The 26,626-nt window shown below is 71.4% G+C and carries 24 protein-coding genes and 1 pseudogene; 13 read left to right on the top strand and 12 right to left on the bottom strand.

From position 1 onward, the window contains the following. Nucleotides 1-225 precede the first annotated feature (225 nt). A complete protein-coding gene (gene hpf / locus WFI00_RS15420; RefSeq protein WP_336633282.1) occupies nt 226-891 on the top strand; it encodes a ribosome hibernation-promoting factor, HPF/YfiA family in 666 nt (221 codons plus the stop codon). Nucleotides 892-960: 69 nt separating this feature from the next. Here hpf and WFI00_RS15415 read toward each other — a convergent pair whose 3' ends face one another. From WFI00_RS15415 to WFI00_RS15400, 4 genes are all read right to left on the bottom strand, one after another. Beyond that, a complete protein-coding gene (locus WFI00_RS15415) occupies nt 961-2,178 on the bottom strand; it encodes an ABC transporter permease (protein ID WP_336633281.1) in 1,218 nt (405 codons plus the stop codon). Then, nucleotides 2,175-2,957 (bottom strand): ABC transporter ATP-binding protein, encoded by a 783-nt coding sequence (locus WFI00_RS15410; protein ID WP_336633280.1) that lies wholly within the window; start codon nt 2,955-2,957, stop codon nt 2,175-2,177. Before WFI00_RS15410 ends, WFI00_RS15415 begins: the two co-directional genes overlap by 4 nt. Continuing rightward, entirely contained in the window at nt 2,954-3,880 is a 927-nt protein-coding gene (locus WFI00_RS15405; protein ID WP_336633279.1) for an efflux RND transporter periplasmic adaptor subunit, read from the bottom strand. The genes WFI00_RS15410 and WFI00_RS15405 overlap by 4 nt, the downstream gene beginning before the upstream one ends. A gap of 104 nt (nt 3,881-3,984) precedes the next feature. Next, nucleotides 3,985-5,307 carry a hypothetical protein gene (locus WFI00_RS15400; protein ID WP_336633278.1) on the bottom strand — a complete coding sequence of 441 codons (1,323 nt, stop codon included), beginning with the start codon at nt 5,305-5,307 and terminating at the stop codon, nt 3,985-3,987. 270 nt (nt 5,308-5,577) lie between these two features. Here WFI00_RS15400 and secA point away from each other — a divergent pair, with 270 nt between their 5' ends. Beyond that, entirely contained in the window at nt 5,578-8,367 is a 2,790-nt protein-coding gene (secA, locus tag WFI00_RS15395) for a preprotein translocase subunit SecA (RefSeq protein ID WP_336633277.1), read from the top strand. Nucleotides 8,368-8,441: 74 nt separating this feature from the next. Further along, a complete protein-coding gene (locus WFI00_RS15390) occupies nt 8,442-9,665 on the top strand; it encodes a pyridoxal phosphate-dependent aminotransferase (protein WP_336633276.1) in 1,224 nt (407 codons plus the stop codon). Between the two features lie 48 nt (nt 9,666-9,713). On the opposite strand, the pseudogene WFI00_RS15385 reads toward WFI00_RS15390, so the two are convergent. Beyond that, nucleotides 9,714-10,153, bottom strand: a pseudogene (locus tag WFI00_RS15385) (Rv3235 family protein). Between the two features lie 207 nt (nt 10,154-10,360). Here WFI00_RS15385 and WFI00_RS15380 point away from each other — a divergent pair. Continuing rightward, on the top strand, nt 10,361-10,957 hold the full coding sequence (locus tag WFI00_RS15380) for a hypothetical protein (protein WP_336633275.1): 597 nt from the start codon (nt 10,361-10,363) through the stop codon (nt 10,955-10,957). Here WFI00_RS15380 and WFI00_RS15375 read toward each other — a convergent pair. Continuing rightward, nucleotides 10,950-11,240 (bottom strand): helix-turn-helix domain-containing protein, encoded by a 291-nt coding sequence (locus WFI00_RS15375; protein ID WP_336633274.1) that lies wholly within the window; start codon nt 11,238-11,240, stop codon nt 10,950-10,952. The genes WFI00_RS15380 and WFI00_RS15375 overlap by 8 nt on opposite strands. 97 nt (nt 11,241-11,337) lie before the next feature. Between WFI00_RS15375 and WFI00_RS15370 the strand changes: the two genes are divergently transcribed. Genes WFI00_RS15370 through WFI00_RS15360 form a run of 3 tightly spaced genes read left to right on the top strand, consistent with a single transcriptional unit; the run spans nt 11,338 to nt 14,762 of the window. Continuing rightward, nucleotides 11,338-11,967, top strand: coding sequence for a hypothetical protein (locus WFI00_RS15370; RefSeq protein WP_336642372.1), 630 nt, complete (start codon nt 11,338-11,340; stop codon nt 11,965-11,967). Nucleotides 11,968-11,999: 32 nt separating this feature from the next. Then, nucleotides 12,000-13,247 (top strand): AAA family ATPase, encoded by a 1,248-nt coding sequence (locus WFI00_RS15365; RefSeq protein ID WP_336633272.1) that lies wholly within the window; start codon nt 12,000-12,002, stop codon nt 13,245-13,247. A 9-nt stretch (nt 13,248-13,256) separates the two neighbouring features. After that, nucleotides 13,257-14,762, top strand: a complete 1,506-nt coding sequence (locus WFI00_RS15360; protein ID WP_336633271.1) for a sensor histidine kinase — start codon at nt 13,257-13,259, stop codon at nt 14,760-14,762. A gap of 9 nt (nt 14,763-14,771) precedes the next feature. Here WFI00_RS15360 and WFI00_RS15355 read toward each other — a convergent pair whose 3' ends face one another. After that, complete coding sequence (locus tag WFI00_RS15355; RefSeq protein WP_196324119.1) at nt 14,772-15,020, bottom strand: WhiB family transcriptional regulator; 249 nt, start codon at nt 15,018-15,020, stop codon at nt 14,772-14,774. Nucleotides 15,021-15,259: 239 nt separating this feature from the next. Between WFI00_RS15355 and WFI00_RS15350 the strand changes: the two genes are divergently transcribed. Beyond that, nucleotides 15,260-15,652: a histidine kinase gene (locus tag WFI00_RS15350; RefSeq protein WP_336633270.1), complete on the top strand. Its 393-nt coding sequence runs from the start codon at nt 15,260-15,262 to the stop codon at nt 15,650-15,652. 21 nt (nt 15,653-15,673) lie between these two features. Here the strand turns inward: WFI00_RS15350 and bcp are convergent, their stop codons facing one another. From bcp to aroA, 3 genes are read right to left on the bottom strand one after another with little or no spacing between them, the layout of a single operon-like run. Continuing rightward, nucleotides 15,674-16,141, bottom strand: a complete 468-nt coding sequence (gene bcp, locus WFI00_RS15345; protein ID WP_336633269.1) for a thioredoxin-dependent thiol peroxidase — start codon at nt 16,139-16,141, stop codon at nt 15,674-15,676. A gap of 10 nt (nt 16,142-16,151) precedes the next feature. Beyond that, the gene (rsgA, locus tag WFI00_RS15340; protein ID WP_336633268.1) at nt 16,152-17,198 is read right to left on the bottom strand and encodes a ribosome small subunit-dependent GTPase A; all 1,047 of its coding nucleotides are present in this window, start codon (nt 17,196-17,198) and stop codon (nt 16,152-16,154) included. 13 nt (nt 17,199-17,211) lie between these two features. Then, nucleotides 17,212-18,555 carry a 3-phosphoshikimate 1-carboxyvinyltransferase gene (gene aroA / locus WFI00_RS15335; protein ID WP_336633267.1) on the bottom strand — a complete coding sequence of 448 codons (1,344 nt, stop codon included), beginning with the start codon at nt 18,553-18,555 and terminating at the stop codon, nt 17,212-17,214. A 109-nt stretch (nt 18,556-18,664) separates the two neighbouring features. Here aroA and WFI00_RS15330 point away from each other — a divergent pair, with 109 nt between their 5' ends. The 5 genes from WFI00_RS15330 to WFI00_RS15310 all read left to right on the top strand — a co-directional run bounded on the left by WFI00_RS15330 (nt 18,665) and on the right by WFI00_RS15310 (nt 21,799). Further along, nucleotides 18,665-19,297 carry a sigma-70 family RNA polymerase sigma factor gene (locus WFI00_RS15330; protein ID WP_336633266.1) on the top strand — a complete coding sequence of 211 codons (633 nt, stop codon included), beginning with the start codon at nt 18,665-18,667 and terminating at the stop codon, nt 19,295-19,297. Next, nucleotides 19,294-19,539, top strand: a complete 246-nt coding sequence (locus tag WFI00_RS15325; RefSeq protein WP_336633265.1) for a zf-HC2 domain-containing protein — start codon at nt 19,294-19,296, stop codon at nt 19,537-19,539. The genes WFI00_RS15330 and WFI00_RS15325 overlap by 4 nt, the downstream gene beginning before the upstream one ends. 70 nt (nt 19,540-19,609) lie before the next feature. Beyond that, a complete protein-coding gene (locus WFI00_RS15320; protein WP_336633264.1) occupies nt 19,610-20,158 on the top strand; it encodes a hypothetical protein in 549 nt (182 codons plus the stop codon). Nucleotides 20,159-20,174: 16 nt separating this feature from the next. Then, a complete protein-coding gene (locus WFI00_RS15315; RefSeq protein WP_336633263.1) occupies nt 20,175-20,888 on the top strand; it encodes a response regulator transcription factor in 714 nt (237 codons plus the stop codon). Continuing rightward, nucleotides 20,885-21,799, top strand: coding sequence for a sensor histidine kinase (locus WFI00_RS15310; protein WP_336633262.1), 915 nt, complete (start codon nt 20,885-20,887; stop codon nt 21,797-21,799). Before WFI00_RS15315 ends, WFI00_RS15310 begins: the two co-directional genes overlap by 4 nt. Here WFI00_RS15310 and WFI00_RS15305 read toward each other — a convergent pair. Together WFI00_RS15305 and WFI00_RS15300 are read right to left on the bottom strand one after the other, a co-directional pair. Next, nucleotides 21,735-22,688: a diacylglycerol kinase gene (locus tag WFI00_RS15305; RefSeq protein ID WP_336633261.1), complete on the bottom strand. Its 954-nt coding sequence runs from the start codon at nt 22,686-22,688 to the stop codon at nt 21,735-21,737. The genes WFI00_RS15310 and WFI00_RS15305 overlap by 65 nt on opposite strands. 168 nt (nt 22,689-22,856) lie before the next feature. Beyond that, on the bottom strand, nt 22,857-26,573 hold the full coding sequence (locus WFI00_RS15300) for a multifunctional oxoglutarate decarboxylase/oxoglutarate dehydrogenase thiamine pyrophosphate-binding subunit/dihydrolipoyllysine-residue succinyltransferase subunit (protein WP_336633260.1): 3,717 nt from the start codon (nt 26,571-26,573) through the stop codon (nt 22,857-22,859). Between the last annotated feature and the right edge of the window lie 53 nt (nt 26,574-26,626).

The following is a 26,626-nucleotide window of genomic DNA, read 5'->3' as shown; positions in this document are numbered from 1 at the left end:
TCTCCGGACGAACAGGTTGCTTGGTCGCTACCGATCCTCCGGGCCTCGACCCACCTCACCCCGTCACGCCACGCCCGAGCGCCTCACCCCACCCAGAATGCGCAGAGCCCCTTTGACCCGGCACGCCGGAGGTGACAGCGGCGTCGAGCCTCGCTACGGTTGATCGAACAAGGCGAACCGAGGGTTCTTTCTTGACCGGGAGAACCCGGAACAAGGAGGTCAAGGATGGAAACCAGCATCGTCGGCGTGGGTGTGAGCGTGTCGGATCGGTTCCGCACCGTCGCCGAAGAGAAGTCCGTCCGAGTCGAGAATCTCGCCCCGCGGGCGCAGCGTCTCGACGTCAAGGTCACGCACCGGGCCTACCACAACGGCAGTCGCGAAGAGGAGACGGTCGAACTCACGGTGACCGGTAAGGGCCCCGTGGTCCGTGCCGAGGCCACCGACGCCGACAAGTTCACCGCGCTCGACCTGGCCGTCGACAAGCTCGCCGAGCAGCTCCGCCGGGCCAAGGACAAGCGCGTCGACGCACGCAATCACCCGCGCGGCGCGAAGCTCGACAAGGGGAGCGGCGCCCTGGCGGGCATCGACGTGCAGCCCGCGTCGGTGGACGTGCTGCGCGCCGTCGCCACCGGCGAGGTGCCGGTGATCGGCAGCGCGGAGGACGAGGACGACTACACGCCCGTCGTCATCAGGACGAAGAACTTCGACGCCGAATGGATGACGGTCGAGGAGGCCGTCGACCGGATGGAGCTCGTCGGCCACGACTTCTTCCTCTTCATCGACGCCCGCACCGACCACCCGAGCGTCGTCTACCGCCGCAAGGGGTGGGACTACGGCGTCATCTCGCTGACCGCGAGCGCGCCGCCGGTGGAGGAGGAGCTCGCGTCCTGATCACGCGGAAAGGGGCCGGATGCCTGGTGCATCCGGCCCCTCTCCGCGATCGAGGACGTGCGACGTCCCTCAGATCCTCAAGGCATCGATCACCTTGGCGCGGACGGCCGTGAGCGCCGGGAGGAAGCCTGCGACGGCGCCGATGCCTACGGCGGCCGCGAGGGCGATGAGCGCGGCGCGCAGCGGGAGGGGCGGGGCATCCTGGAGCGGGGGCAGCAGATCCAGGCTGAAGACGATGCGCAGCGCGATGATCGCCACGACGATGCCGACGAGGCCCGCCACGGCCGTCGCCACGACGTTCTCGAACAGGACGGTGGTGAAGATGCGTGCACTCGTCGCGCCGAAGCTCCGTCGCACGCCGATCTCACGGATGCGCTGCCGCATCGCGACCAGCTGGATGTTGACGAGCCCGAGCCCGCCGAGCACGAGAACGAGCCCGGCGATGAGGCCGGTCACCAGCTCGAAGATCTGGGCACCCTGCTGCACCTCGGGACGCGTCGACCAGTCGGACCGGCTCACGACGACGTCCACGTCGGGCCCGGCCGCCGCGCGCAGCTGGGCGGCGAGCTCGGGCCCGATCGCGTCGACCTGGTCGGGCCCGACCCACAGCTCCCACATGAAGCCCTCGCCGGCGGCGAGCGTCTCGGTGTGCGCCAGGTAGGTGTCCGGCAGGAGGGTGATGGATTTCTGATCGTCGCCCTGCCATTGCGCGGGTGTCACCCCGACGACTCGATACGTACCGGCGAGCGGGCCCACGAGCTGCACCGTGGGATGGCTGCTGAGAGACGGCGAGCCCAGGGCCGCCCACAGCGGCTGCGACAGGATGATCGGGGATGACAGCCACTCGGTGTCCTCGGCGGTGAACCAGCGCCCCGCGTGGAGGTCCGTGCGGTGGATGACCGCGTAGTCGGGGTCGGCCAGCCGCACCGTGACCGGCCGCACGTAGTCGGCGGTCTGCAGGTCGGCGTTCGTCGACAGCTGGTCCACCCGTCGCGTCACGTACTCGAGGCCGAAGCGCTCCGCGGCGGACGACACGGCGGCGTTCATCGCGGCGACGTCGAGCGAGGTGCCGTCGAGGCGATTGGCGGACACGGAGATCGTCGCCTCCCGACCGCCGTACCGGTCCGACTGCTCCACCTGCACCTGGCGCTGATAGTCGCCGAGGGCCAGCACGGCGGCGATGGCGGCGACGGACACGGCGATGCCGACGAGGCTGAGCAGCACCCTGAGCTTGTGGTGCCGCAGCTCCGCCCACGCCTCGGTGAGGGCGCCCACGAGTCCGCTCATGCCGGATCGCCCTCCGCGACGGCCGTGGCCGCGCCGAGCGTGGTCACCGCGCCCAGGGCCGTCTCCCGGGAGGCGGCCTCGAGGTCGACCTCCGACAGCAGCCCGGTCTCGAGACGATAGTGGCGACGCGCCCGCGCGGCCACGTGCAGGTCGTGCGTGATCGTGACGAGGGCCGCCTCGGTCTCCGACGCCACCTCGTCGAGAAGACTCATGATGGCCTCTCCGGTGTCGACGTCGAGCGCCCCCGTCGGCTCGTCGGCGAGGATCAGCGCGGGCCGCCGCACCAGAGCCCGGGCGATCGCGACGCGCTGCTGCTCTCCGCCGGAGAGCTGCTCCGGCGGAGAGTCGAGCCGGTGGCTCAGCCCGACGCGGTCGAGCATCTCCTCCGCGAGGCGTCGCCGCGACCAGAACTGACGCCCCGTCGCGTAGCCCAGCGGCATCGCCACGTTGTCGGTCGCCGACCGGCCGGGGAGCAGGTTGAACTGCTGGAAGACGAAGCCGACCTCGCGCCCGCGCAGACGGTCGAGGGCGCCGCGGCGCATCCGGCGACCGGACTCCTGGACGACCGCACGCCCGCGGAAGGCCACCGACCCGGTCGAGGGCAGATCGAGCATCCCGAGGATGTTGAGGAGCGTCGATTTGCCCGACCCGCTACGGCCCACGATCGCGACGTGGTCTCCGGCGTCGACGGTCAGATCGACGCCGCGCAGGATGTCGAGGCGCGAATCGTCGGGGAGGAGGACGTGCTTGGTGATCGCCCGCAGCTCGACGAGGCTCACCAGTTCGTCCCGGGCGCTTCGCAGTAGGTGCCGCCTGCGCCGTCCGGGTAGCACGTGGGCTCGCTTCCTGCGGTCGTGCCCGGGACGAACTCCCGGATCGACTCGCCCTCGGCGAGGCCGCCGACGACCTCGACCATCGTCCCGTCGGTGAGGCCGAGCTGCACGCTGCGCTCCTCGGTCGCCCCGGCGGCATCGACCCAGACGGTGCCGGTGCCCGCGCCGCCCTTGACGGCTGTCGTCGGGACCGCGAGCACGTCCGTCGCAGACCCGACCTGGACGGCGAGGGTCGCTTTGAGCCCCGCGAACACCTGCTGGTCGCCGGGGACCGCGCACACCATGCTCGTCGTCCCGTCCTCCGCGACCTGCACCCGCAGGCCTGTGCAGGTGAAGGGGGCGGGGCCGCCCTGGATCGTCACCTGGGCCTCGGTGGGTGCGCCGACCAGCCGGTAGAGCAGCACGGGGTCGACCTTGCCGACGACGTGGAAGCGCGCGGGCGTGAGCTTGGCGATGTCGGCACCCAGCGCGACCGCTTGGCCCTTGACGAGCTCGAAGGCGGTGAGGTCGCCGGCTTCGGGGGCGGTGACGTCGATCCGGCGCTCCGTCTCGGTCTGCTTGACGGTGAAGAGCACCTGTCCGGCGGCGACGCTCTGTCCGGCTCCGACGGCGACGTCCGTGATCGTCCCCTCCACTTCGGCGCGCACGGCGATCGGCTCGTCGCGCGCGATCGTGCCGTCGACGCTCAGCTCGGAGGTGATGCTCGCCCGCTGCACGGCGACGACCGGCGTCGACACTCCGCCACCGGCGGCGAGCGAGGCAGCCTCGGTGCGGTCGGGGAAGAACGCGAGCTTGACGAGCGCGGCCGCGACGGCGGCGCACACGACGAGCATCAGCAACGGGAAGATCCAGCGGCGCCAGACGAGCATGAATTCTCCTCGGGGGATGGGGCGTCTGAGTCGAATCTAGGGGATGCCCTCAGAGGGTGCCTCATCCGCGAGGATGATCATGCGCGGGGCCGGGCGGATGTCGGTCAGTCGAAGATGCCGTCCAGGATCGACCCGATGACGAGGCCGCCGAGGATGCCGCTGGCGAGGTCGCTCCCGCCGCCGCGCCGGCCTCCGCCGCCGGGAGCGCCCCATCCGCCGTCGTTCGGGCGGGAGGAGTCGATGTCCCGCTGCGCCAGGTGCAGAGCCTCGGCGGCGAGCTGTCCGCACCGCCGCGCGTCGGCCAGGGCCTGTTCGCGGTCGTCCTCGGCGATCGGCGTCGCGGCGAGGCTGCCGAGGTCGAGCCGCAGTCGCTCGGCCTCGGCCAGGCGGGTGCGGGCATCCGCGCCGATCCAGCCGCGGTGGCCGGAGATCACCGTGCGTGCGACGCCGAGCTGACGGTCGGCGTCGTCGATCGCGTGGCGCACGTGCGCCTCCGGCGGGACGGGCCGCGCGGCGCGCTCGCGCGCCTTCGCGACGGCGGCGTCCAGAGCGGCGTTCGCGGCGCGCAGGCGGGTGAGCTCCGTGAACGGATCGGGCTTCGTGCCGGCGGGTGCCAGAGCGGCCAGCTCCCTCTCCAACGCGACGGTGGCCTCGGCCACGGCCGGCACCGCCCGGAACTCCCTCGCCGCGGCGACGTCCTGACGGGAATCGTCGACGATCGCGTCGAGCGTCGACTCGGCGCGCAGCGCCTCGATCTCGAACGTGTCGACCGCGTCGAGGAGGGTCGTCGCGCGCCGGCTCGCCTCGATGGCCGTCTCCAGCGCCAGGTTCGCCTGCTCGCGCTGGCCGCTCTCGCGTCGCGCCGTGGAGATGTCGGCACCGTGGACGGCGAACTCGAGGAGCTGCCCCGCCTCGCGCGTATTGCCCGCGATCTTGCGCATCGCATCGGGGGAGTACCGGTCGCCGAGGCGGGTGAGCACGTCCTCGACGCGCGGGATGCGCTCCCGGTCGCGTGCCACCTGCGCCCGGATCCCGTCGATGATCTCGGGGGCGCGGCGCGCTCGTGCGACGGGCTCGGCGAGTGCCTGCAGGCGATCGTCGAGCAGGTCCTCCGCCCAGTCGCACAACTGGATGATGCGCGCGTTGCGGGTGCGCAGCTCCTCGACGGTGTCCGGGATCTCGTCGTGATTCAGCTGGTGGAGCTGGAACGCCTCGCCGAGGTGCTGACGGACGGCGTCGAGCGCGTCGCGCAGATCGCGCGTGGCATCGCGGCCGAGCTCCAGCTCGGCGAACATCAGCTCATCGGCCGTGGTGCGCAGACGCTCGTCGACCTCGACGAGTGCGGCGCCCGCCCGGCGGCCGAGCTCGGCGTCCTCCTGCGCGCGCTGTGCGCGTTCCTGCTTGCGTGAGCCCCAGAATCCGGCCATAGCTCGATCCTAGGGTCGCCCGCGCGGCGGGATCCCGGCTGCCGGCCAGCGGGACCGGAATCGAAGCACATCCACAGCATCCGGGGCCCGTCCGCCGCGGCACGGGGCCCGTCGCATCGCGGTCCGCAGCCATCCGGATCCAGCGCGCATCCAGGTCACGGGCGGGTAACATGACATCGTATGCCTGCGCGCCCTCGCGCGGGCGTGACGCGCGCCCCGCGCGTGCGCGGCACCCGGTGCCGCACGAGCCCGAACGTCTGGAGATCCTCCGTGGCCAATCCTCTCGAGAAACTGCTCCGCGCCGGCGAGGGACGCATCCTCCGCAGGCTCCAGCAGGTGGTGAAGGCGGTGAACGCCCTCGAGGAGGACTACGCGCAGCTCACCGACGAGGAACTGCGCGGCGAGACCGCCGAGCTGCGCGCTCGGCACGAGGCCGGAGAGACGCTCGACAAGCTCATGCCCGAGGCGTTCGCCGCCGTCCGCGAGGCCGCGAAGCGCACCCTCGGCCAGCGGCCGTACGACGTGCAGATCATGGGCGGCGCCGCCCTCCACCTCGGCAACATCGCCGAGATGAAGACCGGTGAGGGCAAGACCCTGACCGCGACCTTCGCCGTCTACCTCAACGCGATCGCGGCGCAGGGCGTCCACGTCATCACCGTCAACGACTTCCTCGCGTCCTACCAGTCCGAGCTCATGGGCCGCGTCTACCGCGCTCTCGGCATGACCACGGGAACGATCATCGCCGGGCAGACCCCCGAGGTGCGTCGCGAGCAGTACAACGCCGACATCACCTACGGCACCAACAATGAGTTCGGCTTCGACTATCTGCGCGACAACATGGCGTGGCGGCGCGAGGACCTCGTCCAGCGCGGTCACTTCTACGCGATCGTCGACGAGGTCGACTCGATCCTCATCGACGAGGCGCGCACGCCGCTCATCATCTCCGGGCCGTCCTCCGGCGAGGCCAACCGCTGGTTCGTCGAGTTCGCGAAGATCGCGAAGACCCTCGAACCGGGCGTCGACTACGAGGTCGACGAGAAGAAGCGCACCATCGGCGTGCTCGAGCCCGGCATCGAGAAGGTCGAGGACTACCTCGGCATCGACAACCTGTACGAGTCGGCGAACACCCCGCTGATCTCCTTCCTCAACAACTCGATCAAGGCGCTGGCCCTGTTCAAGCGGGACACCGACTACGTCGTGATGAACGACGAGGTCATGATCGTCGACGAGCACACCGGCCGCATCCTCGTCGGTCGCCGCTACAACGAGGGCATCCACCAGGCCATCGAGGCGAAGGAGGCGGTGCCGGTCAAGGCGGAGAACCAGACCCTCGCCACCGTCACGCTGCAGAACTACTTCCGCCTGTACGACAAGCTCGCCGGCATGACCGGTACCGCCGAGACCGAGGCGGCGGAGTTCATGTCGACCTACAAGCTCGGCGTCGTGCCGATCCCGACGAACAAGCCGATGATCCGCAAGGACCAGCCCGACCTCGTCTACAAGAACGAGCCGGCCAAGTTCGCCCAGGTCGTCGAGGACATCGCCCGGCGCCACGAGGCCGACCAGCCTGTGCTCGTCGGCACCGTGTCGGTGGAGAAGAGCGAGTACCTCTCGCGCCTGCTCGCGAAGAAGGGCATCAGGCACGAAGTCCTGAACGCGAAGAACCACGCGCGCGAGGCGGAGATCGTCGCGCGTGCCGGACGTCTCGGCGCCGTCACCGTCGCCACGAATATGGCCGGTCGCGGTACCGACATCATGCTCGGCGGCAACGCCGAGTTCCTCGCGGTCCAGGAGATGAAGTCCCGGGGCCTCGACCCGGTCGAGACTCCCGAGGAGTACGAGGCCGCGTGGGACGAGGTCTACACCCGGATGCGCGACACCGTGGCGGAGGAGGCGACCAAGGTCGTCGAGGCCGGCGGGCTGTACGTCCTCGGCACGGAGCGCCACGAATCACGGCGCATCGACAACCAGCTCCGCGGACGGTCGGGGCGTCAGGGCGACCCCGGCGAGAGCCGCTTCTACCTGTCGCTCACCGACGACCTGATGCGGCTGTTCCAGTCGGGCGCGGCGGAGGCCATCCTCGCGCGCGCGAACTTCCCCGACGACGTCGCGATCGAATCCAGCATGGTTTCCCGCGCGATCAAGAGCGCGCAGAGCCAGGTCGAGTCGCGCAACGCCGAGATCCGCAAGAACGTCCTCAAGTACGACGACGTGCTCAACCGGCAGCGCGAGGCCATCTACGCCGACCGCCGTCACATGCTCGAGGGTGACGACCTGTCCGCGCGCGTGGAGCACTTCATCGAGGATGCCATCGGCGCGCTCATCGACGACCACACCGGGGCCGGGCACAACGAGAGCTGGGACTTCGATGCGCTCTGGACCGAGCTGAAGACCCTCTATCCGGTGAGCGTGACGATCGACGAGGTCGTCGCCGAGAGCGGCAGCAAGGGCCGGGTCACGCCGGAGGGGCTCAAGCGCGAGATCCTCTCGGACGCGAAGATCGCATACGCCGCTCGCGAGGAGGCTCTCGGGGCGCCCGCGATGCGCGAGCTGGAGCGACGGGTCGTGCTGCAGGTGCTCGACCGCCGGTGGCGCGATCACCTGTACGAGATGGACTACCTCAAGGACGGCATCGGCCTGCGCGCGATGGCCCAGCGCGACCCGCTGATCGAGTACCAGCGCGAGGGCTACCAGATGTTCCAGGCGATGATGGGCCAGATCAAGGAGGAGTCGGTCGGCTTCCTCTACAACCTGGACGTCGAGGTGCGTCAGGCGGGCGAGGGCCAGGTCGAGGCGAAGGGGCTGCAGGCACCCCCCGTCGAGGCCCAGAAGCTGCAGTACACCGCGGCGGGCGCCGACGGTCAGGTCGAGGTGCGCAACGAGCGCGGTCAGGTGCAGCAGGCGGCGACGAGCAAGCTCCGTCAGGCCGCCGCGCCGGCGGAACCCGCCCAGGCCCCCGCGGCGGAGGCGCCGCGAGGCGCGTTCGGTCAGCGCACGGACGGCTCCGCGCCCGCTCCGCAGAACCGTCAGCAGCGCCGGGCCGCCGACAAGAAGAAGTAGTCGACCCCGGCGGGTCCGAGAGGGTGGCCACGGGCGGGCGATTGGCACCGCGGGAGCGGAGATATCCTGATGCGATGACTCCGCGCATCCTGGACCAGTCGAGCAAGCTGAAGGACGTCCTCTACGAGATCCGCGGAGCCGCCCTGGTCGAGGCCGACCGGCTCGAGGCCGACGGCCACCGCATCCTGAAGCTCAACACGGGCAACCCCGCGGTCTTCGGTTTCGAGGCGCCCTACCAGATCGTCCGCGACATGATCGAGGCGGTGCCCCACGCACACGGCTACAGCGACAGCCGCGGGATCATGTCGGCCCGCCGAGCGGTCGTCTCCCGCTACGAGCAGGTCCCCGGCTTCCCGAAGTTCGACCCGGACGACGTCTACCTCGGCAACGGCGTCTCCGAGCTCATCACGATGACGATGCAGGCCCTCCTCGACACGGGCGACGAGGTCCTCATCCCGGCCCCGGACTATCCCCTGTGGACCGCGATGACGAGCCTCGCCGGCGGCACGCCCGTGCACTACCTGTGCGACAACGAGAACGGCTGGGAGCCCTCGCTGGAGGACATCCGGGAGAAGATCACCGAGCGCACGAAGGCCATCGTCGTGATCAACCCGAACAACCCGACCGGCGCGGTGTACTCGCGCGAGGTGCTCCAGGGCATCGTCGAGATCGCGCGCGAGCACGAGCTGCTGCTGCTCTCCGACGAGATCTACGACCGCATCCTCTTCGACGACGCGCAGCACATCCCGCTCGCGACGCTGGCGCCCGACCTTCTCTGCCTCACCTTCAACGGCCTCTCCAAGACGTATCGCGTCGCCGGGTTCCGCTCCGGCTGGCTGGTGATCACGGGGCCCAAGGCGCACGCCGAGGGCTTCCTCCAAGGCATCCAGCTGCTCGCCTCGACGCGGCTGTGCCCGAACGTGCCCGCGCAGCACGCCGTGCAGGCCGCGCTGTCGGGGGTCCAGTCCATCGACGCGCTGATCGCCCCGTCGGGCCGACTGCACGAGCAGCGGGATGCGGCGTGGGAGGGCCTCACCGCGATCCCCGGTGTGCAGTGCCTGAAGCCCGCGGGGGCGCTCTACGCCTTCCCGCGACTCGATCCCGAGGTCTACGAGATCCACGACGACGCGAAGCTCGTCTACGACTTCCTCGTCGCCGAGCACGTGCTGCTCGTGCAGGGGACCGGCTTCAACTGGCCGACACCGGACCACCTCCGGATCGTGACGCTGCCGGAGGCGCGTGTGCTCAGCGAGGCCATCGAGCGGCTCGGCAACTTCCTCTCCTCGTACCGGCAGTAGCCCCCGGTCCGATCGGCCGCGGCTGCCGACGAGCCTCGTCCGCGAGGCTCACAGCGCCGCGAGCGATGTGGCGCGCCAGCGCCCGTCCCAGCCCTCAGGCGGACGGCGACCGCCCGTGTGCGTGCCGGTCCCGCCGTGATGACGACGCCCTCGACCACCCCGTCGGCCGGCGACGAGGAGCGGGTCGAGAGGATGCGGTAGGACGGTCGCGCGGGGGTCACGCCGCGGGCGCTGCGTGCACGGGCGGCCAGGTTCGCCCGCGTGACGAGGGCACGGAAGGCGTCCTCTCCCAGCCATCGCGCGAGCTGGTCCGCTTCGCGGACACCCGCCAGTACCTCGAGCAGGCCGATCGTGAGGTTCGCGAGGAGGGGGTCGGGATCGGGCAGGTCCCGCGTGGGGGTGCGCTGGGGTGCGAAGTACTCTTCGACCTCGAGGGCGGACCCGGACCGAGGTGGCCGCGGGTCCGGGGCGGATGACGTCGAGACCATGGCAACCTCCTCGTGTCGTATCGGTGGGCACGCCGCGGTTCTGCCGCATGCGCGTCCCCATACGTCTCGGCGGGCCGTGAGAAGGTTTTCACGGACGCCGGCGCGACGTGGACCGAGTACACCACAGGCGCACCGCGGAGCGCATGAGAAACCCTTCACCTGTGGATAGCTGCCTCGCGACGGTTGCCCGTGCCGTACTGTCGCGGCGTGCACTGGGACCGGTTCTTCGAAGATCTGGAGGATCAGCTCGACTCCGAGTGGGAGGCCGAGCGTGCCGCGCTGGACACCGAGGCCGAGCGGCTGCGCATCGCGCGGGTGCCCCTCCACGACCGGCTCGTCGCGATCTCGCGGATGCGGAAGGCGGTGAGCCTCCACGTCGGCGACGCGGCGCCGCTCGTCGGGCATCTCACCCGGGTGGGCGCGGACTGGTGCGCGATCGTGTCGGACGCCGCCTCGCCGCTCGCGACGATCGTCCCGATCGCGGCGATCGTCGAACTGGGCGCTCCCGCGGAGGTCGTCCTCGAGGCGGTCCGCGACGCGCAGCCCGGCACGTCCCTCGCGCTGCGCATGGGGTTCGGCTTCGTGCTGCGCGACCTCGTGCGTCGTCGGACGCCGGTCACCGTCCGACTCGTCGACGGGAGCACCCGCAGCGGCACGATCGATCGAGCGGGGGCCGACCACTTCGACCTCGCGCTGCACGAGCCGGGAGCACCCCGCCGGATGGGGAATGTGACCGGCTACCGCGTCGTCCCGTTCGTCGCCGTCCGCGCGGTCCGCCTCGACGCTCCCGTCGAGCTCATGTGACGGCTCCGTCACCGCCCGCGCGGCTGCGTCCCCACAGCTCGGGGAAGCTCGCGGTGCGCGACTCGCGCCACAGCGCGATGCGGCGGGCCTCCTCCGCCTGATCGTCCAGGTAGTCCTCGACGCTGTCCGCCTCGATCCGCCACCGCGCGGGGGATCCGAGGCGCGCGCCCCGCAGCCGGCTGTCGAGGACGAGCGCGATCACCTCGTCGACGGAGAGCTGGAGCATCTCCGCGACCTGGGCGGGCGCGAGCATGCGTGTGCCGCCGAGGGGGGTTTCGGGCATGACGACATTATGACCGCCCGGTTCCCGACGGCGCGAGGCCCCGGGCGGTTGTGGATAACCTCGGTGCGTCGCCCGCCGGACCGGCGAGCATGGGGCGATGACCGAACACCCCGCCGCACGACCCCGGACCCGTGCGTTCTGGGCGGACCTGCGCTTCCTCCTGGGCATCGCGCTCGTCGTCGCCTGCGTGGGCGGTGTCGCACTGGTCGTCGCCGCCGCGCGGCAGACGGTGGCGGTCTTCGCCTCGGCGCGCACCCTCGTGCCGGGTGACGCGGTCTCCGGCGACGACCTGCAGGTCGTGGACGTCGCGCTGGGCTCTCTGGAGGGCGTGTACCTCTCGCCCGCGACGCTCGAGCCCGGCATGGTCGTCGCGCGGACCGTGCCCGCGGGTCACCTCGTGCCCCGCGACGCCCTCGTCGACGCGGCGGCGGTGCGCACGCCCCCCGTCGTCGTGCGCACCACGACCGAACCGCCCGCCGCCGTCCGCGAGGGCGCGGCGGTCGAGATCTGGTCGGCTCCGCGGGGAGAGCGGGGCGCATTCGACGTGCCGCGGATCCTCGTGTCCGCGGCGACCGTCGTCTCGGTCGCCGCGGACACGTCGATGCTGGGCGGCGCCGGTGCGGCGGTGGAAGTCGTGATCGACAGGGCGTCCGTCGCGGACACGCTCGCCGCGATCGCGCAGGGTGCGAGTCTGTCGGTCGTGCCCGTGGCCGGGGCCGCACCGTGATCCGCGGGGCGCCGTCGGCGACGGGACCCGCCGTGGTCGTCGCGGTCGATGCTCCGCGCGCAGAGGCGCTCACCCGCGAGCTCGCCGACGCGGGAGTCGCGGTGCGTCTCGAGGTCGCCGCGACCGACCCCGCCGAGGCGGCGTCCGCACCGACGGAGACACGCGCGGCCGCATCCTTCTGGAACGCTCTGGCGCGCAGCGACCTGCTCATCCTGCAGGCGCGGCGAGCGACCCTCACGGCACCCCTGGTCGCCGCCTGCGACCGGCTCGGCGTCCGCATCGTCGCGCTCTGCGCCGACGACTCCGAACGCCGGCTCGCCGAGCGGTTCGGTGTCGACGTCCGCCGGGAGGACGCCGATGCCGCAGGTCTCCTCGCGCCGAGCACGGCGCCGCCGCCGGATCCGCCGCGGGGTCGGGTGATCGTCGTCTGGGGTGCGGCCGGTGCGCCGGGACGCACGACGCTCGCGATCGAGCTCGCGTGCGAGCTGGCGCGCGACGGCCGGCGCGTCGCCCTCGTCGACGCCGACGCGCACGCACCCTCCGTCGCCCTCGCGACGGGTCTCGCCGACGAGGGCCCGGGGTTCGCGGCGGCCTGCCGACAGGCGCAGCGAGGGGCGCTGACGACCGCCGAGCTGCAGCGCATCGCGCTGCCGCTGGCGGCACCGGTGGGCGTCGTCGACGTGCTGACGGGGATCAACCGCCCCGGGCGGTGGCCCGAGCTGGGGAACGACCGCGTCACCGCGGCGCTCGCACACTGCCGTGAGTGGGCCGACGACACCATCGTCGACGTCGCGCACTCGCTCGAGCAGGACGAGGAGATCGTCAGCGATCTCGACGCACCGCGACGCAACGCGGCGACGGTGGCGGCGGTGCGGGCCGCCGACCTCGTCGTGGCGGTGATGGCGGCCGACCCCGTCGGCGTCGCACGCTTCGTCCGGGCTCACGCCGAGCTGCGCGCGGTCGCCGGCGGCACGCCGGTCAAGATCGTCGTCAACAAGCTGCGCACGACCGCGCTCGGCTTCGATGCCCGCGGTCAGGTTCGCCGCACCCTGGAGCGCTATCTGGACGCGCGCGAGGTGTGGTTCGTCCCGTGGGACCCGAAGGCGTCGGACGCGGCGGCGCTCGCCGCCCAGCCGGTTGCGCGCGTCGCACCGCGGTCGCCCCTCGCGACGGCGGTGCGCAGATTCGTGGGGGAGGCGATCGAGCCGCCGGGTGCCGGAGGCGCGCCCGTGCCGCGGTCCCCGCGGCGTCGTGCACGTGAGGCGAGAGGCGCGCAATAGGCTGGGGAGGTGTCGACGCTCAGCGATCTCGTGTATGCCCAGGGCCGTTCCACCGAGGCGGACGTCGAGTGGCTGCATCGTCTCGCGGGCGACGGCCAGCTGCTCGCCGACCTCGCCTTCGCCGACATCGTCATCTGGGTGCCGACGCCCGACGACTCGTTCATCGCCGTCGCACACACCCGGCCGAGCGGTGCCGCGACCCTCTTCTACCGCGACATCGTGGGCGATCTCGTCCGACCGCAGTGGCGCACGCAGGTGCGCGACGCGTTCACCCGCGCCGAGATCGTCGACTCCGCCTCGCCCGACTGGTTCGAGGAGACGCCGACGCGCGTGCGCGCGGTGCCGATCGTCCGTCAGCGCGGAACCTCCGAGCGCACACCGACCGTCATCGGCGTGCTGACCCGGCACACCAACCTCGGCGAGGCGCGCACGCCGTCCCGTCAGCAGATCACCTTCAACGACTGCGCCGACGATCTGTTCGGCATGGTGGCCGCCGCCGACTTCCCCGACCTGGCGGCGCCGACCTCTCCGCGCCGCGGCGCGCCGCGGGCGTCGGACGGACTCATCCGCATCGACGTCGACGGTGTGACGACCTTCGCGAGCCCCAACGCCCTGTCGGCGTTCAACCGGCTGGGGTTCGAGGACGAGCTCGAGGGGGAGTCGCTCCTGGAGGTGTCGACGGGCATCCTGCCCAAGGGACGCGACGTCGACGAGTCCCTGCCGATCGTGATGGCCGGACGAGCGCCGTGGCGCGCGGACATCGAGGCGCGCGGCGTCACCGTCTCGCTGCGTACGATCCCGCTGAAGGACAACGGGCATCGCATCGGCGCGATCGTCCTCTGCCGGGACGTGACCGAGATCCGTCACCAGGAGCAGGAGCTCATCACGAAGGACGCGACGATCCGCGAGATCCACCATCGCGTGAAGAACAACCTGCAGACCGTCGCCTCGCTCCTGCGCATCCAGTCCCGTCGCACGCACTCCGACGAGGCGCGCGACGCCCTCACGCACGCGATGCGCCGGGTGGCGGCGATCGCCGTCGTGCACGACACGCTGTCGGAGGGGCTCGCGCAGAACGTGGACTTCGACGACGTCTTCGACCGCGTCCTGAAGCTGATCGCGGAGGTCGCAGCCTCGCCCAACACGCGCGCCCGCACCATGAAGACCGGGACGTTCGGGACGCTGCCGAGCGAGTACGCGACACCGCTCGCGCTCGCCTTGACCGAGCTCGTCACCAATGCGGTCGAGCACGGCCTGGCCGATCAGGAGGGCGAGGTCGAGATCATCGTCGAACGGACGCCGGAGCGCCTGGACGTCAAGGTGCGCGACACGGGCGTCGGTCTGCCCGAGGGGCAGGTCGGTCGGGGCCTCGGCACGCAGATCGTCCGGACGCTCATCCAGGGCGAGCTCAGCGGCTCGATCGACTGGCACACGATCATGGGGTCGGGCACCGAGGTGACCATCGACATCCCGATGCGCTACCTCGCGCGCAGCGAGACCCGCCCGCGGGACTGAGCGGCGCGGTCAGCTGGCGCGACGGGCGCGGGCGGCGCGGCGCTTGAGGGCGCGACGCTCGTCTTCGGAGAGCCCGCCCCACACGCCCGAGTCCTGACCGGTCTCGAGGGCGTACTGCAGGCAGACTTCGGTGACCGTGCACCGTGCGCACACGGCTTTCGCCTTCTCGATCTGCTCGACGGCGGGGCCGGTGTTGCCGACCGGGAAGAACAGCTCGGGGTCGACGGTCAGGCAGGCAGACTTGTCGCGCCAGTCCATAGTGTGGTGCTCCTTGATGCGGGAAGTGAAGTGATGTGGGGTAGGACTCGGGTGTCCGATACCCTGGTGGGTGTGCGAGCCGGACGGCTCGCCCCACTTCGCTGTGGGAGCACACTGCTCGATCTATCGTCCCATGCGTATGGGGATGAATCAAGGGTGAACCGCTCGTTTCCCCGCGGGGTTGCTGAGGATATCCTCTGGGCCGCCGCGAGAAGTGTGCTCGGACCAGGAAAAAGACCATGACCCCTCCCGAACGTGTCGCCGCCGGACTCCTCGCCCTCGAAAGCGTCGCCCTCTTCGTGGTCGCCGGGTGGGAGACCGTCGCGCTCGTCGGCGGAGACTCCGACGACACGGGCACCTCGATCGCGCTCATCGTGCTGACGGTGATCGGCGCCGTCGCCGTCGCCGCGTTCGCCGTCGGCACCGCGCGGGGCGCGTCGTGGGGTCGCTCGGGCGGCATCGTGGCTCAGCTGCTGATGCTCGCCGTCGCCCTCGGAGCCCTGACCGGTCCGGCCCCGGCGCTCGGGTTCGCCCTGCTCGTCGCCGCGCCGGCCATCGTCGGTCTCGTCGTGCTGTTCGCCGCCGCGCGCCGAGCGGCGGCGCGTCGACCCTCGTCCAGCCCGCCGGAGTGACGCGCCGCCGCGGCGATCCGCTCAGTCGACGCCGAGGAGCCGGCGCAGTCGGGCGACGTGACCGGTCGCCTTGACGTTCGTGAGGGCCTGCACGATGCGGCCGTCGGCGTCGAGGACGAAGGTGGAGCGGATGACGCCCTCGACGACCTTGCCGTAGTTCATCTTCTCTCCCCACGCGCCGTACGCCTCGTGCACGGCGTGATCGGGGTCGCTGAGCAGGTCGTACGTGAGTCCGTCGCGCTCACGGAAGGCGCGGAGCTTCGCGGGGTCGTCGCGCGAGATGCCCAGCACCGTGTAGCCGGCCGCCTGGAGGGGAGCGAGGCTGTCGCGGAAGTCGCACGCCTCCGTGGTGCAGCCCGGCGTCATCGCCGCCGGGTAGAAGAAGAGGATCACCCCGCCGCCGCGCAGATCCTCCAGGGCGACGGGCTTCTCGTCCTGATCGACGAGGCGGAAGGCGGGGGCGAGGTCTCCGGGAGCGAGCTGCGTCATGTCGACCAGCCTAGGCGGCGAACGTCGCGAGCAGACGCTGCAGCGAGTCCAGGCGGGCCGCGCCGCGCTCGCCCAGGCGTCCGTCCGCGACGGCCTCGACGATGGCGCAGTCGGGGGCGTCCGGCAGGTGCGTGCACCCCCGGGGGCAGTCCTCGGCGACGGCGGCGAGATCGCTGAACGCACGGAGGATGTTCGCCGGGTCCACGTGGCCGAGACCGAACGACCGCACACCGGGCGTGTCGATGACCCACCCGCGCCCTGCGTCGCCGACGTAGCGGAGGGACACCGTCGAGCTCGAGGTGTGGCGGCCGCGCCCGGTCACCTCGTTCACGTGGCCGGTCGCCCGATCCGCGGTCGGCACGAGGGCGTTGACGAGCGTCGACTTCCCGACGCCGGAGTGACCCACGAACACCGTCGCGTGACCCACGAGGTGGCGGCCGATCTCGTCGACGGGCATGTCGCCGTGGCCGCTCGTGAACACCTGCAGGTCGTCGACGCCCTCGAAGTGGCCGAGGAAGGCCGAGGGATCGGCGAGATCTGTCTTGGTCACCACGAGGAGCGGATGGATCCCCGCATCCAGCGCGGCGATGAGGTAGCGGTCGACCAGGCGCGGACGCGGTTCGGGATCCGCCGCGGCGACGACGATGAGCATCTGATCGGCGTTGGCGACGACGACCCGCTCCACCTGGTCGGTGTCGTCGGCGCTGCGGCGCAGGAGCGACGTACGCTCCTCGATGCCGACGATCCGCGAGAGCGTGCCGTCGTCGCCCGTGACATCGCCGACGACGCGGGCCCGGTCGCCGGTGACGATGGGCTGCTTGCGCAGTTCACGGGCGCGCGTGGCGAGGGCGACGTGCTCGTCGGGGCCGTCCTCGTCGATCAGCACCGTGTACCGTCCGCGGTCGACGCCGAGGACGCGGGCGATGCGGGCATCCGCGTGCGCGGGGCGACGTTTGGTGCGGGGCCGGTTCGCCTTCGGATTCGGACGCACCCGCACGTCGGACTCGTCGAACTCCGGCTCGTCGTCGGGATCGTCGAAGTCGTCCAGCCAGCTCATCGCACGGACCCGCTCAGGACTCCGTGGTCTCGTCGCGATCGAGCATCCGCAGCCACAGCTGGGGGAACTCCGGCATCGTCTTGGCCGTCGTGCCGATGTCGTCGATCTGGACGCCCGGGACCACCAGGCCGATGAGCGCGCCGGCGGTGGCCATGCGGTGGTCATGGTGCGCGCGCCAGAGACCGCCGCGCAGCGGTCGCGGGATGATGCGGATGCCGTCCGGCAGCTCCTCCGCCTCGCCGCCCAGCGCGCGCAGATTGCCGATGAGCGCGTCGATGCGGTTGGTCTCGTGGCCGCGGATGTGCCCGATGCCGTGGAGCGTCGTCGGGGCGTCCGCGAACGCGGCCAGCGCGAACAGCGTCGGGGTCAGCTCGCTCGCCGCGGTGAGGTCGAGGTCGACGCCCGCGATCGTCCCGGCGCCGGTGACCGTCAGCGCGCCGCCGCGGCGCACCGCCCGCGCGCCCAGGAGGGACAGGATCTCGGGCAGCAGCGCACCCGGCTGGGTCGAGGTCGGCGGCCACCCGGGGATCGTCACGGCTCCGCCGGTGAGCAGGGCCGCCGCGAGGAAGGGCGCCGCGTTGGACAGGTCGGGCTCGATCACCGTGTCGCGCCCCCGGGGGGTCCCGGCGGGGACCACCCATTCGTTCGGCGTGGGGTGCTCGACCTGGATGCCCCGACGGGCGAGGGTCTCCACGGTCATGTCGATGTGGGGGACCGAGGGCAGGCGCTCACCGGAGTGGATGAGGTGCAGCCCCACGTCGAAGCGGGGAGCGGCCAGCAGCAGGCCCGAGACGAACTGGCTCGACGCGCTCGCGTCGATCGTGACCTCGCCGCCGCGGATGTGACCGCGGCCGCGCACCGTGAACGGCAGCGCCCAGCGCCCGCCGTCGTCGATGTCGGCGCCGATCTCGCGCAGCGCCTTGATCATCTCGCCCATCGGACGGTGCAGAGCACTCTCGTGGGCGGTGATGGTGACATCGCCCTCCGCCAGACCGGCCAGCGGCGCGATGAAGCGCATGACGGTGCCCGCCTGTCCGCAGTCGACGGTGACGTCGCCGCGCAGCACGGGCGGCGGTGTGATGTGCAGGTCGGGACCGAAGGCCCCCTCGCCGGGCACCTCGTCGATGGCGGCGCCGAGGGTGCGCAGCGCCTCGACCATGCGATCGGAGTCGTCCGAGTGCAGCGGCGAACCGAGGGTCGAGGGTCCGTCGGCGAGGGCGGCGAGTACGAGCTTGCGGTTGGTCAGGGACTTGGACGCGGGCACCGTGACGGTCGCGTGCACGGGGCCGTCCGCGACGGGGGCGGCCCATGCCGGCGAAGGAGAATGCGGAGAGGGGGAATACCCGGTCGTGGTCATCGGGTTCTACCCTAACGAACCCGTCAGACGCGACCGAAAGAAGGTGTATCCGTTGACAGCCGTGCTGGCGCCCGATATCGCCGAACACGCCGACGTAGACTGGGCCGCGATGGAAGAGCAGGTGCAGTCAGAGAACCCGCCGCAGGCGGACCGGCGGGCGCAGTTCGAGCAGCAGGCGCTGCCGTTCATGGACCCGCTGTACGCGGCCGCCATGCGGATGACGCGGAATCCGGCGGACGCCGCCGACCTGGTGCAGGAGACGTTCGTTAAGGCGTTCGCCTCTTGGTCCTCGTTCACGCAGGGCACGAACCTCAAGGCGTGGCTGTACCGGATCCTCACGAACACGTACATCAACACGTACCGCAAGAAGCAGCGCGAGCCCTATCAGGGCACGATCGACGAGCTCGAGGACTGGCAGCTCGGCGGTGCCGAGTCGACGACCGCGACCAGCTCGCGATCGGCGGAGGCCGAGGCCATCGACCACATGCCGGCGTCCATCGTCAAGGATGCGCTGCAGTCGATCCCCGAGGACTTCCGTCTCGCGGTCTACCTCGCCGACGTCGAGGGCTTCGCGTATCAGGAGATCGCGGACATCATGAAAACACCCATCGGCACGGTCATGAGCCGTCTGCATCGGGGCAGACGACTGCTGCGCGACCTGCTCGCCGACTATGCGCGCGAGCGGGGCATCGACGTGCCCGCGCCCGCCGCCTCTTCTTCATCATCTGGGAGCACGACATGAGCGACTGCGGCTGCGACAAGGCACGCAAGGACCTGGAGGAGTACCTCCGCAACGAGGTGTGCCGCACGGAGCACGCCGACATCACCGAGCACCTGGAGCACTGCCCGGCGTGCCGGGACGAGGCGCTCGTGGCGACGACCCTGACGGCGGTCATCGCCCGTGCGTGCAAGGAGACGGCCCCCGAGGAGCTGCGCGACCAGGTGCTCGCGCGACTGCGCTCCGAGCAGGCCACGCACCACTGACCGCGTCGTGTCGCGAGATCGCGACACGACCGCGACACCGCCGCGACGACTCTCTCGTAGCGTGGACGGCATGAACACCACGACCCGTTCCGCGCTCCTGTCCCTGAGCATCCTGATCGCCGGTGCGGCCCTCACCGGCTGCACGGTCTCGGTCTCCGGCCCGCCGGCGGCGGATCCGACTCCGGCGACCGGCTCGACGCCCGCCACCGGGAGCGCCTCGAGTCCGTCCGTCGCGCCCTCCGATGCCGCGACCGGATCCACGCCGCTGCTCGACGACGAGCGCATGGCGCGGCTGCACCGCACCACGTGGGCGGACTCGGTCACCCAGCACCTCACCTGCGCCGACGGTGCGCTCACGGTGGACCGCAACTCCGACGCCCTCGTCGTCGAGGTCGCGGGCGAGTGCCGCGACGTGACGATCGCCGCCGTGGGCGCCACCGTGCTGCTGCCCGCCGTCGGACGCGTGAGCATCGACGACGACGGCTCGATCGTGATCGTCGAGTCCGCCGACGAGATCGTCCTGAGCGCCGACGCGGACGCGAACCTCGTCGGCTGGGAGCGCGGCGCACCCGTCGTCCGCGACGCGGGAGTGATGAACGCGACGACGCCGATCTCCTGATCGATAGCATCCCGTCATGACCTCCGCGCCGCGACTGCTGCTCGTCGACGACGAGAGCTCGATCACCGACGGTCTCGCCCCCTACCTGGAACGCAGTGGCTTCCGGGTGCGGGTCGAGGCGAACGGACGCGATGCGCTGGCGGCGGTCGAGCTCTGGCATCCCGACCTGGTGGTGAGCGACATCGTCATGCCCCTCATGGACGGTCGGGAGCTGGTGCGGAGGCTGCGCGCATCGGGGGATGCGACCCCCACCATCCTCCTCACCCGCGTCGGAGAGTCGGGGGAGCGCTCCGCGGCCCTCGACGAGGGCGCCGACGACTATCTGAACAAGCCGTTCGATCCGCAGGAGCTCGTGGCCCGCGCCCGCGCCGTCCTGCGCCGGGCCGCCGCCGGCAGCGCATCCCTCGTGAGCTCGCAGGTCCTCACGGCGGGCGACCTGCGGCTGGACCGCCCGGCGCGCCGTGTGTGGCGGGGGAGCGGTGAGGTCTCGCTGACGCCGAAGGCGTTCCAGCTGCTCGAGTACCTCATGGCCCGGCCCGGCGAGGTGCACACCCGGGAGAGGCTGCTCTCGGCGCTCTGGGGCGTCGACTTCGCCACGCACACGCGCGCGGTGGATCACCGCATCGCGGAACTGCGCGCGGCCCTCGGCGACGACGCGTCCGCACCGCAGTACATCGAGACCCTGCCCGGCGCGGGCTACCGCTTCCGCGCGGAGGTGCGGCGCGCATGACGGCGGGAAGGGATCGTCGGGGCTCCCGTCTGCTCGTGGCTCTGGCCGCAGCGCCCGCGGCGCTGCTCGCCGTGGCGGCGGCGGTGACGGCCGTGAGCGGTGACGCGCGCACGCTCGTCATCGAGGCGTCGATCCCGGCGGCCCTCCTCGTAGCTGCGGCGGCGCTCGCCGCGACCGTCGCTCTCGGAGTGCTGTGGCGGCGCTCCGTGCGGGATGCCGCCGCCCGCGCCCGGGCCGCGATGCGCGAAGAGGCGGCGTCGGAGCACCGCCGCTTCCTCGCGCGGCTCGACCACGAGCTGAAGAACCCCATCACGGCGGTGCGTGCCGCCGTCGCCGCCAGCGTGCAGCCCACGCCGCAGCTGGAGACGATCGATGCGCAGACCGCGCGGCTCGGCCGCCTCGTGGGCGACCTCCGCAAGCTGTCGGAACTGCGGACCGCGCCGATCGAGCAGTCGCGCGTCGACGTCGGAGAGCTCGTCGCCGACGTCGTCGACGCGATCCGCGACGCGCACGGCCGGGAGGCGATCGTGACCCTGCCCGCCGCGCCGTGGCCCCTGCCCGGCGTCACCGGCGACCCCGACCTTCTGTTCGCCGCGCTGTTCAACGTCGTCTCGAACGCCGCGAAGTACTCGGAGGCCGACGACGTGATCGAGGTGCGCGGTCACGAGCAGGCCGGAGCCGTCGTGCTGGAGGTCGGCGACACCGGACGCGGCATCCCCGCCGACGATCTCGACGGGGTCTTCGACGAGCTCGCCCGCGCCGGCAACGCGCGCGATCGCCCGGGGTCGGGACTCGGGCTCGCGCTCGTGCGCACGATCGTGGAGCGGCACGGGGGAGAGGTCGCGCTCACCTCACGGGAAGGTCAGGGGACCCGGGCGCGGATCGTGCTGCCGGCGGCGCCGCGCGTGTGAAGACGCGGAGCGCACGTGGCGCCGGCTGGATCTCCAGGGGCAGGGAGCCGAGCGGCTCGCCGTCCGCGTATGCCGTCACCGCCGGCGCGGAGAGGCGCACGCGGCGCGCACGGAAGGTCTCGACCGGGGCGAGGGAGGTGTGGGTGCCGCGGTAGACGCGGGGGAGCAGCCGGAGCAGCCGCATCCGTCCGATCGGGCGCACGAGCGTGACATCCAGCAGTCCGTCCTCGAGGTCGGCGTCGGGGCAGATGGGGATGCCGCCGCCGTAGGACGGGCCGTTGCCCACCGTCGCCATGATCAGGTCGCCGGACGAACGCACCGCACGGCCGTCGGCGAGCTCGAGGTCGACGTCGAAGGGGATGCCGCGCAGCGTCAGGAACTCGATGAGGATGGCGACCGTGTAGCGCCGCGGGCCGCGCGGCCACTGCATCCGGTTCGCGCGGTCGTTCACCCTCGAGTCGAACCCGCCGGCGAGCACGGTGGCGTAGAGGACGCTCGATCCGTCGGGTCGCACCGCGCGGGCGAGGTCGATCGTGCGGGTGCGGCCCGCGAGCACCGCGGCCGCCGCTCCGTCGGCGTCGAGGTCGCGGAGCCCCAGGGCCTGGGCGAGGTCGTTGCCGGTGCCGACGGGCACGATCCCGAGCGGGACACCGGTGCCGGCGAGCTCCTGGATCGCGAGCGACACCGTCCCGTCGCCGCCGGCGACGACCACCGCGTCGGTCCCCAGACCCAGCGCCGTGCGCAGCAGGGCGGTCGTCTCGGCGGCGCTGCCGCCCGAGACCATCGTCACCCGCACGCCGCCGGCCCGCAGCCGCTCGGCGGTGCGCATCGCGACCCCTGTCCGGGCGCCGGCGCGCGCCGCCGGGTTCAGCACGAGTGTGACGTCCACGTCGTCCTCCGTGTCATCCCGCCATCATCCCGCGCCGCGCCCCTATCGGTCGTGACGCGCCGCGCACGAGGTCCGCAGAATGTGACGAACTCCGCACCGGATGGGAGATCCGGATGCGGAGTTCGTCGCGATCTGCGGAGTTCGCCGCGGCGGGCGGCTGGGCGGGTGCTAGAGGGTCAGCGCCTTCTCGATGATCGCCGCCTGCTCGCGGGCGTGGACCTTCGGTGAGCCGGTCGCCGTCGATGCCGCCGCGGCACGCGACACGCGGCTGATCGTCCGGCCGTGCAGGTGCTTGACGACCTCCAGGGCGATGAACGGCCACGCGCCCTGGTTCTCGGGCTCGTCCTGCACCCAGACGATCTCGGCGTTCGGGTAGCGGTCGATGACCGCGTTGAGCTCGTCGATCGGAGCGGGGTACAGCTGCTCGAGGCGCACGAGGGCGATCTCGGGGTTCGGCTTCTTCTCCAGCTCGCTGACGAGGTCCCAGTGGATCTTGCCCGAGTGCAGCAGGACCCGCTTCACCGACGATCCGTCGAGCCCGCGGCCGTCGTCGATCACCGGCTCGAACCGGCCCGTCGTGAACTCCTCGACGCTGCTGGTCGCACCGCGCAGGCGCAGCATCGCCTTCGGGGTGAAGACGATGAGCGGCCGACGCGGGCGCGCGTACGCCTGACGGCGCAGCAGGTGGAAGTACGACGCCGGGGTCGAGGGGCGCGCGACGGTCATGTTGTCCTGCGCGCACATCTGCAGGTAGCGCTCGATGCGTGCCGACGAGTGGTCCGGTCCCTGGCCCTCGTACCCGTGCGGCAGGAGCAGGACGACACCGGACTGCTGGCCCCACTTCTGGTCGGCGGCCGAGATGTACTCGTCGATGACGGACTGGGCACCGTTGGCGAAGTCGCCGAACTGCGCCTCCCACAGCGTGAGCGTGTCGGGGCGCTCGACGGAGTAGCCGTACTCGAACGCCATCGCGGCGTACTCGCTGAGCAGCGAGTCGTACACGTAGAAGCGTCCCTGGCTCTCCGAGAGGTTCGCCAGCGGCAGCCACTCCTGACCGTTCGCCCGGTCGTGCATGACCGAGTGCCGCTGCACGAACGTGCCGCGGCGGGCGTCCTGGCCGGCGAGGCGGACGTTCGTGCCCTCCATGAGCAGCGAGCCGAACGCGAGCAGCTCGCCGAAGCCCCAGTCGATCTGGCCCTTGCGGCTCATGTCGAGGCGCTTGTCGAGCAGCTGCTGGATCTTCGGGTGCACCGTGAAGCCGTCGGGCTTGTTGACGAACGCGTCGCCGACCTGGTGCACGACCTCGGTCGAGACGCCCGTCGTGTCGGGCTCGCCGACGGCCTGCTCCACGCCCCCGGTCGTCGGGGTGACGATGCCGGTCGTGCCGGTCTCGGCGGCGTGGGTCTCGGCGAAGGCGATCTCGAGGCGGTTCTGGAAGTCCTGCTTGGCCTTCTCGTACTCCTCCTCGGTGATGTCGCCGCGTCCCACGAGCGACTCGGTGTAGAGCCGGCGCACCGAACGCTTCGCCTCGATGAGGTTCGTCATGAGCGGCTGCGTCATCGAGGGGTCGTCGCCCTCGTTGTGGCCGCGGCGGCGGTAGCAGACGAGGTCGATGACGACGTCGCGCTGGAACTGCTGGCGGTACGCCACGGCGAGCTCGGCGACGCGGACGACCGACTCGGGGTCGTCGCCGTTCACGTGCAGGATCGGGGCCTGGATGGTCTTGGCGACATCCGTCGCGTAGACGGACGTGCGCCCGTCCTGCGGGAGGGTCGTGAAGCCCACCTGGTTGTTGACGACGACGTGCACCGTGCCGCCGGTGCGGTATCCGCGCAGCTGCGACATCTGCAGCGTCTCGACGACGACGCCCTGGCCGGCGAACGCCGCGTCGCCGTGGACGAGGATCGGCAGCCACGAGAACGAGCCGATGGGCATCCGGTCCTGCTTGGCGCGGACGATGCCCTCGAGCACGCCGTCCACCGTCTCGAGGTGCGACGGGTTCGCGGCGAGGTAGACGGGGAGCTCCGCACCGGCATCCGACACGAACGTGCCCTCGGTGCCGAGGTGGTACTTGACGTCGCCCGACCCGCTCTTCGAGCCGATCGCGACCGATCCCTCGAACTCGCGGAAGATCTGGCTGTACGTCTTGCCGGCGATGTTCGTCAGCACGTTCAGGCGGCCGCGGTGGGCCATGCCGATCGCGGCGCCGTCGAGCTCGGCACGGGCGGCGCCCTGCAGGATCTCGTCGAGGAGGGGGATCAGCGACTCGCCGCCCTCGAGGCTGAAGCGCTTCTGCCCGACGTACTTGGTCTGCAGGAACGTCTCGAACGCCTCGGCCTGGTTGAGCTTGTCGAGGATGCGCAGCTGCTCGTCGTGGCCGGGCTTCTGGTACTTGACCTCGGCGTTGTCCTGGAACCACTTGCGCTGGGCCGGGTCCTGGATGTGCATGTACTCGAGGCCGATCGTGCGGCAGTACGAGTCGCGGAGGACGCCGAGGATGTCGCGGAGCTTCAGCACGCGCTTGCCGCCGAACCCGCCCGTGACGAACTCGCGGTCGAGGTCCCAGAACGTCAGCCCGTGGTTCTCGATCTCGAGGTCGGGGTGCGTGCGCTGCACGTACTCGAGCGGGTCGATGTCGGCCATCAGGTGGCCGCGGACGCGGTAGGCGTTGATGAGCTCCTGCACGCGGGCGGTCTTGTCGACGCGCTCGGCGATGTCGACGTTGATGTCGCCCGCCCAGTGGATCGGCGCGTAGGGGATGCGCAGCGCGGCGAAGATGTCCTCGAAGAAGCCGCGCTGACCGATCAGCAGCTCGTGGACGATCTTCAGGAACTCGCCCGAGCCGGCGCCCTGGATGACCCGGTGGTCGTAGGTGCTCGTGAGGGTGATCGTCTTGCCGATGCCGAGCTCGACGAGGGTCTTCTCGCTCGATCCCTGGAACTCGGCCGGGTACTCGAGGGCGCCGGCGCCGACGATGCAGCCCTGGCCCTTCATGAGACGGGGCACCGAGTGCACCGTGCCGATGCCGCCGGGGTTGGTGAGCGAGATCGTCGTGCCCTGGAAGTCGGCGGCCGTCAGCTTGTTCCCGCGGGCGCGCTTGACGAGGTCCTCGTAGGCGGCGAGGTACTCGCCGAAGGTCAGGGACTCGGCCTGCTTGATGCTCGGCACCATGAGCGCGCGCGAGCCGTCCGGCTTGGGCAGGTCGATCGCGATGCCCAGGTTGATGTGGGCGGGCGCGACGACCGACGGCTTGCCGTCGATCTCCGCGTAGGACACGTTCTGGCTCGGGAACACCTTCAGCGCCTGGATGAGGGCCCAGCCGATCAGGTGGGTGAAGCTCACCTTGCCGCCGCGGGTGCGCGACATGTGGTTGTTGATCACGATCCGGTTGTCGATCATGAGCTTCGCCGGGATCGTGCGGACGCTCGTCGCGGTCGGGACGGTGAGCGACTCGTCCATGTTCGCCGCGAGGGTCTTCGGCATGCCGCGCAGCGGGGTGACGACGTCCTCGCGGGCTGCGGCGGGCTGAGCGGGGGCGGTGTGCGGCGCCTGCGCGGGGACGGGCTGCGGGGCGGCGGGGCGGGCCGTCGTGCGGGCGACGGGCTGAGCGCCGACCACGGGGATCGGCGCGGTGAGGGGGCGCGGCTCGGCCGAGGCCGCCGGAGTCGCGGCCGGCGCGGGCTCCGCCGGGGCGGGGGCGGCGGCCGGTGCCGCACCTCCGGCATCCTGCTGCGACTTCTCGTACGCCTCCAGGACCGGCCACCAGGACTGGTCCACCGAGTTGCGATCCTTCGCGAACTGGTCGTACATCTCGGCGACGAGCCATTCATTGGCTCCGAAATCGCCGTCGTTCGAAGTCCCCACGCCGGTCACCTGACTGGACACGGTAGCGCCTGCTTTCGTCGATGAAGTTCAGAAGGCGCGGGACCTGTGCGGGC

It is taken from the genome of Microbacterium sp. MMO-56 (assembly GCF_037146215.1).
Lineage (GTDB): Bacteria > Actinomycetota > Actinomycetes > Actinomycetales > Microbacteriaceae > Microbacterium.
Note: the sequence above shows the minus strand (reverse complement) of the source record. Positions and strands in the feature narration are given on the sequence as shown.